The 11,586-nt window shown below is 71.0% G+C and carries 9 protein-coding genes; 6 read left to right on the forward strand and 3 right to left on the reverse strand.

Annotation, left to right across the window (positions count from 1 at the left end; genetic code table 11):
- Positions 1-6: 6 nt before the first annotated feature.
- Positions 7-1,779 carry a class I mannose-6-phosphate isomerase gene (locus tag ACY3FI_RS01045; protein WP_462548866.1) on the reverse strand — a complete coding sequence of 591 codons (1,773 nt, stop codon included), beginning with the start codon at positions 1,777-1,779 and terminating at the stop codon, positions 7-9.
- Between the two features lie 67 nt (positions 1,780-1,846).
- Positions 1,847-2,893: a LacI family DNA-binding transcriptional regulator gene (locus ACY3FI_RS01050; protein WP_462548867.1), complete on the reverse strand. Its 1,047-nt coding sequence runs from the start codon at positions 2,891-2,893 to the stop codon at positions 1,847-1,849.
- A 122-nt stretch (positions 2,894-3,015) separates the two neighbouring features.
- Here ACY3FI_RS01050 and ACY3FI_RS01055 point away from each other — a divergent pair, with 122 nt between their 5' ends.
- The 4 genes from ACY3FI_RS01055 to ACY3FI_RS01070 all read left to right on the forward strand — a co-directional run bounded on the left by ACY3FI_RS01055 (position 3,016) and on the right by ACY3FI_RS01070 (position 9,315).
- The gene (locus ACY3FI_RS01055; protein ID WP_462548868.1) at positions 3,016-4,287 is read left to right on the forward strand and encodes an ABC transporter substrate-binding protein; all 1,272 of its coding nucleotides are present in this window, start codon (positions 3,016-3,018) and stop codon (positions 4,285-4,287) included.
- Positions 4,284-5,234: a carbohydrate ABC transporter permease gene (locus ACY3FI_RS01060; protein WP_462548869.1), complete on the forward strand. Its 951-nt coding sequence runs from the start codon at positions 4,284-4,286 to the stop codon at positions 5,232-5,234. Before ACY3FI_RS01055 ends, ACY3FI_RS01060 begins: the two co-directional genes overlap by 4 nt.
- A gap of 12 nt (positions 5,235-5,246) precedes the next feature.
- Positions 5,247-6,065 carry a carbohydrate ABC transporter permease gene (locus tag ACY3FI_RS01065; RefSeq protein ID WP_462548870.1) on the forward strand — a complete coding sequence of 273 codons (819 nt, stop codon included), beginning with the start codon at positions 5,247-5,249 and terminating at the stop codon, positions 6,063-6,065.
- A 112-nt stretch (positions 6,066-6,177) separates the two neighbouring features.
- The gene (locus ACY3FI_RS01070) at positions 6,178-9,315 is read left to right on the forward strand and encodes a glycoside hydrolase family 38 N-terminal domain-containing protein (RefSeq protein ID WP_462548871.1); all 3,138 of its coding nucleotides are present in this window, start codon (positions 6,178-6,180) and stop codon (positions 9,313-9,315) included.
- A gap of 131 nt (positions 9,316-9,446) precedes the next feature.
- On the opposite strand, the gene ACY3FI_RS01075 is transcribed toward ACY3FI_RS01070, so the two are convergent.
- Positions 9,447-9,758 (reverse strand): hypothetical protein, encoded by a 312-nt coding sequence (locus ACY3FI_RS01075; RefSeq protein ID WP_462548872.1) that lies wholly within the window; start codon positions 9,756-9,758, stop codon positions 9,447-9,449.
- 216 nt (positions 9,759-9,974) lie between these two features.
- Here ACY3FI_RS01075 and ACY3FI_RS01080 point away from each other — a divergent pair, with 216 nt between their 5' ends.
- Positions 9,975-10,424, forward strand: a complete 450-nt coding sequence (locus ACY3FI_RS01080; protein ID WP_462548873.1) for a MarR family winged helix-turn-helix transcriptional regulator — start codon at positions 9,975-9,977, stop codon at positions 10,422-10,424.
- 47 nt (positions 10,425-10,471) lie between these two features.
- Positions 10,472-11,509, forward strand: coding sequence for a LacI family DNA-binding transcriptional regulator (locus tag ACY3FI_RS01085; protein WP_462548874.1), 1,038 nt, complete (start codon positions 10,472-10,474; stop codon positions 11,507-11,509).
- Positions 11,510-11,586: the final 77 nt, after the last annotated feature.

An 11,586-nucleotide genomic window follows, 5' to 3' on the forward strand; every position in this document is an offset into this window, starting at 1 on the left:
GTTCGGTCAGTCGCTCAGACCAGTACCCCGTACCGACGCCTTGACCGTCCCCAGGCGCTGCCCCACCCCGCGACCCCACGGTCGGATCGTGTAGCGCCCGACGCTCGCCGGCACGATGAACGTCTCCGCGTAGTGCACCACGAACGGTTCGAAGCTTCCGTCGGGGCTCTCGACGACGGCCTCGGCGCCCTCGACGAGGTTGAGCACGTTCACGGTGCCGTCGGTGTCGTGCGGGACGACGCCGTCGAACCAGTGCCGTCGCACCTCGATGAACTCGAGGGAGTGCAGCCCCGTCCGCTCCTCGACCCAGCCGTCGCCGCGGGCGACCTCGGTCACCTGGTTCACGAGTTCGTCGCGGGCGAAGTCGGTCCGCCGCTCCCACTGGATGTTCGCGAACGCGTGGTCCAGGTGCACCGGTCGCGGAACGCCGTCGAGCCCCACCCGACCCCAGTCCCACATCTTGAACGTGAAGATGTACGGCGTCGCCGAGATCTCGAGGACCATCGAATCAGCACCGGAGCAGTGCACGGTGCCGGCGGGGATGAGGAAGTGGTCGTGCTTCTTCGCGGGGAAGGTGTTGACGTACCGGTCGGCGGGGAAGGGGTCCGATCCGTCGGCAGCCGCCCGGAGCGCCGCCCGCATGGCCTCCGGGTCCGCGTCGTCACGCACCCCGAGGTAGACGACTGCGTCGTCTGTCGCGTCGAGCAGGTAGTAGCTCTCGTCCTGTGTGTACGGCATACCGAAGGTCTGCTGCATGTAGTCGGTGAGCGGGTGCACCTGCAAGGAGAGGTTCCCGCCGGACATCGTGTCCAGGAAGTCGAAGCGGATCGGGAACTCTGCGCCGAAGCGTGCGTGGGTCTTCGCGCCGAGGAGCTCGCGGGGGTGCCGGAAGACCAGGTCGAGCGCGGGGACCTCGACCACGGTGTCGCCCGACCGGAGCAGCAGGCTGTTCTCCTCGGGCACGCAGTCGAAGCACCAGGCGTAGTTGTCGGCGTCCCCGACGTCGAGGACCTCCTTCATCCACTGCCCACCCCACACCCCGGGGTCGAAGAAGGGCACCACGCGGAACGGCCGTCGGCTCGCGAGTTCGAGCCCGGCGAGGAACCCGGCGGCCTCGAGCAGCTTCGCCTCGGCCATCGAGCCGTTCGCGTCGAGCAACAGGTCGATCCGGTCGAACAGGGTCCGCTTGTGCCGATCGGCGACCCGCCACTCGACGAAGTACCCGCGCTTGACCTTCCGGAGCTGGTCCTCGTCGCCGTTGTCGGCGCGCCAGTTCGGAGCGCCGGCGCGTTGGCGACGCTGGATCTCCCAGCGTGCGAGGTCGGCGAGCACGACCGTGTCGAACCGCGTCGGGACGAGGGTCGCACCCCAGCCGTAGACCACGACGGGCCCCTCGGCGTCACGGACCTGCTCGGCGACGGCCGTCAACCGGTCGGCGTCGTAGAAGTCCGCGAGCACCTGGTGGCCGAGCACGCCGAAGACGCGGTCGTCGGTGAGGTTCGCGGCGATGCGCTCCTCGATCACGGCGTTCGGCAGCGCTGCCGCTGCTTCGACGTCGACGAGGACCGCGTCCGGCGCAGCGTCCGCGAGGGCGCGTCGGAGTCCGTCGAGGTCGCTGCCGGGGTAGGTGTCCACGGCCGTGACCGTGCCGACGGTGAGCAGCGACGCGAGGTGCTGCCAGGCATCGTCGCCGGACCAGACCCGGTGGCCCCCGGGCAGGTCGATGGTGGGGCTCTTGTCGTACTGACTGGTCACTCCGGAGGGCATGGAGGCGGACATGGATCCCCTTTCGCTTGATAACGTTACCAATCTAGCCCGACGACCGACAGCGAGCGCAAGGGGGCGCTCAGTGGTGGACGAGCTGCACCGGGAGCTCGACCAGGCGGGGGGATGCACCGTCCGCGCTGCCGTCGAGGCGCGAGAGGAGCATGCCGGCGGCCACCCTCCCGAGCTCGAGCGGGTCGTGGTCGACCACCGACAGCGGGATCGGCACCATGTCGGCGAGGTCGAACGAGTCGAAGGCGAGGAGCCGCGGCGGGGTCGTGATCGTCCCCTCGGCGAGGGCGGTCGCGATCGCCCGGATCGCGCCGACGCTGATCCGGTTGTTCGCCGCGAAGACCGCCGTCGGGGGCGCAGGGGTGTCGAGCAGCTCGCGCATCGCCCGTCCGGCCGACGCGGTGTCCTGTAGACCGAGGACGACGAGGTCCTCGGCTGTGTCGACGTCGTGCTCGGCGAAGGCGTTCCGGAACCCGGTGAGTCGGCGCTGCCCGGTCGAGACCGTCACCTTGTTGCCGAGGAAGGCGATCCGACGGTGCCCCTCGTCGAGCATCAGCGCGGTCGCGTCGTGGGCTCCGGTGACGTCGTCGATGAGCACCGCGTCCGCCGCCGCAGCGTCGATGGTCCGCGACGCGAGCACGAGCGGGACGTCGTGCAGCCGGGCGGCCGAGAACCGTTCGGCGTCCTGGCCGACCGGCACGACGACGAGCCCCTCGACCTGGCGCCCGAGGAAGTCGGAGAGCAGCTGCCGTTCGAGGTCGTCGTCCTCGTTGGTCGTGCCGACGAGGATCCTGCGCCCGGTTGCCGCGACGACCTGCTCGATGCCCTGCACGACCCCTGCGTAGTACGGGTTCCCGATGTTCGTGATGAGGACGCCGACCAGACCGGAGCGCTGCCCGGGGCGCAGGCTGCGAGCGTTCTCGTTGCGGTGGTAGCCGACCTCGGCGATCACCCGCTCGACGTGTTCGCGCAGCGCCGGACGCACGTTCTTGCCGCCTGAGAGCACGCGCGAGACGGTCATCGGGCTGACCTCGGCGACGCGCGCGATGTCCTTGACGGTCATCGTCGCGCGGCGGGGCGGGGTCGTCCCGGGTGCCTGGTCCGCCGTCGACTCCATGCGACATTTCTACCGGACGGACCCTTGCCCCCGGAGTCCTGCCGTGTAAGCTCGGCTTGGTAACGTTATCAATTCACTGGCGAATGGAACGAACGATGCCCGATCCGACACGAGGGCCCGCCGTGACCCGCCGCTCTGCGCTCGCTCTCGGCGGCGGTGGGCTGCTCGCCCTTGCGCTCGCGGCCTGTGCCCGCGGGACCGACACCCGGCCGTCCGCTGCGGGGACGGTGACCCTGAACAGCGACAACCCCACCTGGGGTCCCGGCTACCTCGCCGCTTCGGCCGTCCTCGACCAACGGATCGGGTACCGCATCACCTCACGGTCGGTGTCGAGCGTCGCGAACTACGGCCAGATCGTCCGCATGACGGCGCAGACCGACAGCACGACGGACCTCATCAAGTGGACGAACGGCTACCGGCTGCAGGACATCGCCCGGGCGGACATCCTCACCGACCTCGACCGGGTCTGGGACCGCGTCATCGAACGCGGGTGGGTCGACCCCGCCCAGCGCGAGTCCTTCAGCTACCGCGGCAAGACCTACGGCGTCCCGCTCTACAAGAGCTACTACGCGGTCTTCTACAGCAAGAAGGCGTTCGCGGAACACGGCATCGCGGTCCCGACCACGTTCGACGGGGTGATGGACGCCGCGCAGGCCCTCAAGGACGCGGGGATCACGCCCTTCCTCTCACCCGGCGCCACCACGTGGGAGGCCGAGATCTGGTTCATGCAGCTCCTCGCCTCGAGCGACCCGGACTACTACAAGGCCGTCACGACGAACAAGGCGAGCTACGCCGACGAGCCGGCCGCACGCGCGATGGACACCTGGTCCGACATGTACGCGAACGGCTTCTTCTCCGCGCCGGACGTCACCTCGAACGACCTGCCGGGCCTCGTGGCCAAGGGCAGGTTCGGCATGATGCTCTACGGCACCTGGTTCGCCAACACGCTCCTCGCCGCCGGACTCACCGATGACGACATCGGCTTCTTCCGCGTCCCGCCGCGGAGCGGCACGGATCCGGCGGTCGTCGTCGAGAGCGGTTCGCTCTCGGTCCCGATCAAGGCCCACCGCCGCGCCGCTGCCGTGGACGTCGCTGAGAACTGGCTGGCGACCGATGTGCAGACGGCGTGGGTCGGCTTCCTCGGCGACACGAGTCCGAACCCGAAGGCCTTGCCGGAGTCCGACCTCGTCCAGGACCTGGCGAAGGACATCGCGTCCACGCGTCCGATCGAGTTGACGCGCTACTGGGAGGCGTCGCCCACCCCGCTGGTCGAGGGCAACGTCGCCGACCTGGGCGCCTTCATGGTCAACCCGTCGAAGGCCAACGGGCAGGCGACCCTGCGCTCGATGGAGCACCGCGCACGCACCGAGTGGAAGATCTGGAACGCCGCATGACCCTCACCCAGCCGCCCGTCCCGGAGACGGCCGTCGCCCAGGAGGCGCGCCCCACCGCCCGACGTCGGCCTGCGTCGACCAGGCGGGCACCGCTCCGGGCACGCCTCACCGGCGGCGCGTTCCTCGCCCCCGCCGTCGTGCTCGTGGTGGTGCTCCTCGTCCTCCCGTTCCTGTCCACGATCTTCCGGAGCTTCTTCGACGACAACGGCTTCACGCGGCGGTGGGTCGGGCTCGAGAACTACCGGGCGATGTTCGCCGATCCGGCCTTCGGGCAGTCGGTGCTGAACACCTTCCTGTGGGTCGTCGGCACGCTGCTGCTGCCCGTCGGGATCGGCCTCGCCATCGCGGTCGGCACGTGGAAGCTCCGGTTCGGCGGTCTCGCGCGCTTCGCCATCGTGCTGCCCTACGCCATCTCCGGGTCGGCGACGGCAGTCGTGTGGACGTTCATGCTGACGACCGACGGCGGCCTCGACACCCTCCTGCGCGCCTTCGGGCTCGACGGACTGGTGTCCCAGTGGCTGCTGCAGTGGCCGCTCAACACCGTGATGATGATCGTCGCCACGACCTGGCAGGCCACCGGCGCGTGCGTGATCCTGTTCCTCGTCGGGCTGCAGTCGATCCCGCCGAACACGCTCGAGGCGGCGCAGATCGACGGCGCATCGGGGTGGCGTCTGTTCTGGGCGGTCACCTTCCCGCAGCTCCGACCGATGACCGTGGTCGTCGTCGGGATCTCGATCGTGGGCAGCCTGAAGGTGTTCGACCAGGTGCTGCTGCTCACGAACGGCGGACCGGGAACCGCCTCCGAGACCCTCGCGCTGACGATGTACCGCGAGACCTTCACCCTCTCCCGGTACGGCTCGGGCGCCGCCGTCGCGGTGTTCCTCACCGTCGTGGTCGTCGTGGCCTCGTGGGCGTACCTCCGCCGGCAACTCCGCCCGACCGACTAGCAGGAGTCCCCGATGTCCAAGACCTCCCGTCGCGTCCTCACCGTCGTCCTGACGCTGGTGTCGCTGATCTGGCTGATCCCCTCGTACCTCCTCGTCGTCAACGCCTTCACGAAGGGCTCCGACTACTCCGGGACGCCCTCGTGGTGGCCCACCTCGTGGTCGTTCCTCGACAACGTCGCCACCGCGTTCCAGAACGCGAACGTCGGCCAGGGCATGCTCAACAGCCTGCTGTACTCCGTGGTGGGGGCCGGGGCCGCGGTGCTCATCGCGGCGCTCGCGTCCTTCGCGGTCACGATCATGCCGGTGCAGCGCCCGACCCTGTGGTTCTGGGTGATCTACATCGGCACGATCCTGCCGCTGCAGGCCTTCCTCTCGCCGCTCTTCACCGGTTACGCATCCACGTCGCTGTTCGACACCCAGTACGGCATGCTCCTCGTCTACGTCGCACTGACGATCCCGTTCGCGTTCTTCGTGGTGCGTGGGCACATGTCCGGCCTGCCGAACGAGGTGCGTGAGGCAGCCTCGCTCGACGGTGCCGGATGGGTGCGGATGTTCTTCCAGGTGCACCTGCCGCTGTCCACCAGCGCGCTCCTGGCCGCCTTCGTCTTCCAGTTCACCTGGATCTGGAACGACCTGCTGTTCGGGCTGACCCTGTCGTCGAGTCCGAACATCCGTCCGGTCATGGCGACGCTCGCCGACCTCACCGGGAACTACTCCACGTACGGCCCGCCGGTCGCGCTCGCCGGCGCACTGGTCGCGTCCCTCCCCACCATCGCCGTCTTCTTCGCGTTCCAACGGTTCTTCGCCCGCGGGCTGAACCCGACCGCCTGACACGGGGCGCCGTTCGCCCGCCACCCGATCAGCACCGCCGGCCGGGGGACCGAGCCGAGCCGCGCCTCCAGACCGCCGACCGACCATCTCCGATCGAAGGAACACCGCTCCGATGACCGCACCAGCCCTCGTCTCCGCGCAGCCCTGGTCCCACCTCGAGGCGCGCGCCGGACTCCTCGACCGCGCCACGGCCGCCACCGGGTCCGCCCGCGGCTCCCGCGTCCGCATCGTGCCCGAACCGCTCCGTACGGAACGCGACGGCGTCGCCGTGCAGAGCGTCCGACTCTTGTTCGACACCGTCGACGCGGTGCCCGACGCAGCATCGGTCACCGTCACGGGTCCGGACGGCCAGGCGCGCGCGCTCGACGTCGCGCCGGCACCGGACGCCACCTCGCTGCGGCTGCTCGTCCGGGCCGTCGACGGCCCGATGCCCGTGACGGTCGACCTGCCCGGCGTGGCGGAGCCGATCACGTTCGAACTCCTGCCGCAGCGCGAGTGGTCCGTGCACGTGGTGCACCACTCGCACTTCGACTTCGGGTACACCGATCCGCAGACCACGGTGATCTCGTCCCAGCGGTCGTACCTCGACTCCGCCGTCGAGCTGGCGGCGGCGACCGAGGAGTGGCCCGACGCCGCGCGCTTCCGGTGGAACGTCGAGGCGCTGTGGGCGTTCGCGGACTGGGAGCGCCACCGTCCGGCGGCCAAGGTGGCCGAGTTCGTCCGACTCGTCCAGGCCGGGGTGATCGGGCTCAGCGCCATGCCGTACAACCTGCACACGGACACGTGCTCGACCGAGGAGCTGCACGAGCTGCTCCGCGAGGCGCGACGGATCCGCGAGCAGTACGGGATCGACTTCACCACCGCCATGCAGACCGACGTCCCGGGGCAGGTCGCGGGGTTGCCCGACGCGCTGCAGGAGGTCGGCGTCCGCTACCTGGCCGTCGCGCACAACTGGGCGGGGCGGTCGATGCCGCACCAGAACGGTGCGCTCGACCTGCCTCGTATGTTCCGCTGGCGGACGCCGGCCGGGAACTCCGTGGTCGTGTGGATGACGGACAGCCCGCACGGCCTCGCCTACATGGAGGGGCCGATGGTCGGGCTCACCGAGTCGTACGAGGTGGCAGAGACCTACCTGCCGGCCTACCTGACCGCCCTCGCGACCCGCGGATACCCCTTCCCGCCCGGGGTCTTCGGTGCACACGGGGAAGCGGCGGAGGGGCGCCCGGGCTACCCGTGGGACGTGCTGCTCCTGCGCACCCAGGGCTTCATGGGCGACAACGGGCCGGCGCGCCTGCACCTGTCCGAGATCGTCCGCCGCTGGAACGACACGTGGACCTCGCCGCGTCTCCGGGTCTCGACGAACGAGGACTTCTTCGCCGAGGCCGAGGCGCGCCACGGTGACGAGCTCGTCACCGTGGCGGGCGACTGGGGAGACTGGTGGGTCGAGGGTGTCGGCTCCGCCGCGGTCCCGCTCGCCCTCACCCGTGAGGCCCAGGCCACCGTCAGCGACGCACGGTCGTTCTCGCAGGCCGCCGCGTGGCTCGACGGGGCACCCGTCCCCTCCGAACGTGCTGACGCCGACGCGGCATGGGACGCGATTTCGATGTTCAACGAGCACACCTGGGGTGCGAGCAACTCGTGGACCCACGGCGACGAGGGCTACGACTCCGGGGAACGACAGTGGCAGTGGAAGGTCGCCCAGGCGCTCGCGGGTCACCAGCGCGGACGCGACCTCGAAGAACACGCACTCGTCTACCTGGCGGACACCGTCGCGACGCCCGAGCACGCGCTGGCGTCGGTGGTGGTGGCGAATGCCTCGGGCATGCGACGCACCGGAGCGGTCCGGTTCCTCCTCAAGGAGTCGACCGTGCCGCTCCACGCGACCGTCATCATCCGAGACGGCCGGTCCGGGCAGGACCTGCCGCAGGCCATCGAGCAGCAGTCGAACGCCCTGCACCGCGAGTCCGGTCGATGGATCACCGTGCAGGTCACGGACGCCCCGGCCTTCGGGTTCGTCCGCCTCGACGTGCTCCCTGCTGCCGCCGAGCCGGAAGCGCCGCGCGTCCACGATCCGGTGGCGACGAGCGCCGCAGAGCTCTTCACGCTCGAGAACGAGTACCTCCGTGTCGTCGTGGACCCGCGGACGTCCACGATCCGGTCGATCCTCGAACGCGCGACCGGCCGCGAGCTCGTCGAGCCGGACGCGCCAGCGGGTTTCAACGGCTACGTGTACGACGAGTACGGCTCGTCCGGAGCCGGAGTGAACCACCTGTCGAACAAACTGTGGAGCTCCGAGCGCCTCGAGCTCCTGGCCTCCCGCACCACGAGCGGCCCCGCGGTCCTGGTCGAGCGGGTCTCCGACGCGGTCGAGGAGCGGCTGGTCTACCGCTTCGCCGCCGCCGGGGTGGACAGCGTCACGGTGACCCTCCGCCTCCGGCACGGTGAGCCGCGCCTGCTGATCGCAGACCGGCTGGCCAAGCCGGTGACCCGGACGAAGGAGAGTGCGTTCTTCGCCTTCCCCTTCGCCGCGCAGGACCCGGTGGTCCGGTACGAGGTGTCCGGCGGCGTCACCGGCGACGGTCTCGCGCACGTCCCCGGCGCCCCCCAGCACATGCGCGCGATCCGCAACTGGGTGAGCGTGCAGGACGGCGACGACGCGGCGGTGTGGGTGACCAAGGACGCGCCGCTCGTGCACCCCGGCACGATCGCCTTGCCCTACGCGCCGTTCCCCGCGAGCACGACGCCTGCCCGTCCCGCGACGGTCTACTCCTGGCTGCACAACAACGTGTGGGACACGAACTTCCCCATCGAGCAGGGGTTCACGGCGACCTTCGAGTACGCGGTCGGTGTGCGGTCTGCGCCCGATCAAGCCGTCGAGGCAGTCGCCGTGCAGACGACGGCGGACCTCGTCCGGCCGATGGCGGCGGTCCCTGCGAGTGGCGGCACCGGAGGGCGCTCCGACGCGACGACCGAACTCCTCGTGATCAGTGATCCACGTGTCCGGCTCGTCTCGGTGGTCGCCACGGACGACGAACTGACCTCGCTCGTCCGGCTGCAGTCCTTCGCGGACGAGCCCGTGACGGTCGATCTCGGGTTCGGTGTCGACCTCGACGCGGCAGCACGGTCGACGTACCTCGGCGATGACGCTCCTGGCGGGGCGGAGCTCCACGGCCGGATCGTCCGATCGACACTCGCTCCGTACGAGGCGGCCGCAGTCCGGGTGCGCCGGTCCGGGCCAGGCGTGCGCTGACGGCTGCACGGACGGAGCGCGGGCCGCCCCGGATGGAATCGGGGCGGCCCGCTGCCGGGTGCCAGACCGGCGCTTCGCGGCCAGGGACCGCGGGCGACCCGCCGGGGATCAGACCCGGCGGGAGTCCAGCGTCAGCGCACCTGGCCGTGCGCGTCGCGGGCGGGTTCGTCGTCGTGGTCGGGCTTGCGGACACCGGCCTTCGCGATGCCGCGGCTGAGGATGTAGGCCATCGTCACGAGGGCGACGTAGAACCAGGCCCGGTCGGCACCGAAGCCGGTCTGTCCCTCGCCGTGGTCGTCCACCACCGCCGAGGCGATGAGGATCGCGACGGAGACGACGAGCCAGACGTAGAACTCGGTCGTCTTGACGGCGGACTTGGTCTCGGCCCATGTGCGGCGGACGACGGAGTCGTGCCGTGCGGGGGTGTGTGCCGTGTTCGACATGGTCACTCCTGATCCGGGACCGCTGGGTGCGCTCCCTCTCCGGAGGACAGTTGTCGTCCTCGGTTGACTACGTCCTCAGTCAATCCACAAGACGCGGAATAGCATCGACGCAGGGTGGACGGAGGCGGTCGCATGGGGCAGGACGAGCAACCCGCGCAGGGTGGGCGACACGGCGCCGGACGGCTGTTCGCGCAGGGTCCGCGTACCGCAGCGGGTGTGAGCGCGCTCGCCGGGCTCCAGGCCCTCAGTGACAGCGTGCACGAGTCCGACGAGGTCGCGCTCCAGGCACTGCAGATGCGATCGATCGAGGCGTTGGCGCTGCAGCAGCTCGTGCAGGCGGAACGCGAGGGCCGGGTCCTCAACCCGACGCAGCTCTCCGCGCTCCTGCGGCTCACGACGGCCGGGGTGACGAAGCTCGTCGACCGGCTGGTCCGTGCCGGCCGGGCGGAGCGGCGACGCAACCCGGACGACCGCCGCGGCATCGTGGTGGTGCCGACAGAGACCGCCCGGACCGATCTCACCCGGGCGTACGGGCACGTGCACGGGTCGGTGGTCCGCGTCATCGACGGCCTGACGGACGACGAGGCGGCGACGGTCGGTCGGTTCGCGGCGCTGCTGGCGGCGGCGCTCGAGGCCGAACGGCTGGCCGGGGCCGCCCCCGCCTGAGCCGACGCGCGCCGCTCCCGCCGCCGCCACCACGCTACGGTTGGCCCGTGGGCAAGGTCACGCTGCAGGACGTCGCGGACCTCGCCGGTGTGTCCATGAAGACCGTGTCGAACGTGGTCCGGGGCTACCGGCACGTCAGCCCGACGATGCGCGAGCGCGTGCAGGCCGCCGTCGACGAGCTCGGCTACCGCCCGAACGCCTCCGGGCGCCGACTCGCGACCGGCCGCTCGGACATGCTCGCCTTCGCGTTCCCGGACCTCCGTCGCCCGTACTTCGCCGAGCTCGCGCACGTGTTCTCCCGCGTCTGCGCCGACCGCGGGTACCGGTTGCTGCTCGAGGAGACCGGCGGCACCGCGGACGGCGAACGCTCGGCGGTCCGCGGGCGCGAGGCGGGGCTGGTGGACGGCGTGGTGCTGCACCCGCAGGTGCTCACCCCGGAGCACATCGACGGCATCCGCGGGGACACCCTGGTGGTCTTCCTCGGCGAGGACGTCCGCCCGGAGCACTCCGACCAGGTCGTCATCGACAACGTCGGTGCGGCTGCGGACGCCGTGGCGCACCTCGTCGCCCTCGGCCGACGGCGGATCGGGTTCCTCGGGCACGAGACCGGCCCGGCGTCGCGCACCTCGTCGTTCCGGTTGGAGGGGTACCGAGCGGGCCTCCGCGCCGCCGGACTGCCGGTCGACGACGGACTGCTCGTCCCGCGCGAGGTCGGCGACGCCGCGGGCGCGGAGGACGCGTTCGGTCGCGCGCTCGACGCCGGCCTGCGTGTGGACGGGCTGCTGTGTCGAGACGACCTCTCCGCCGTCGGCGCGCTCCGCGCCATGCGGCTGCGCGGCATAGAGGCACCCGACGACGTCGCCGTGGTCGGGTGGGACGGCATCGGCCTCGGGGCGGTCCTCGCCCCGAGCCTCACCTCGGTCGCGCCGGACACCGTGGCGCTCGCCGAGGCGGCGCTCGACCTGCTGCTCGCCCGCATCGACGGCGACGACGCGGCGGGCCGCCTCGTCGTCGTGGGGCACCGGCTCGTGGTGGGGGAGAGCGCACCGCGCGCCGACGGGTCGGTGGACCCGAGCCGGGACTGACGGGAGGCACGCCGACGGGTCGGTGGACCCGCACCGGGACTGACGGGAGGCACGGTGCGGGCCCGCACCGTGCCTCC

This window comes from Curtobacterium sp. RM9 (assembly GCF_054956955.1).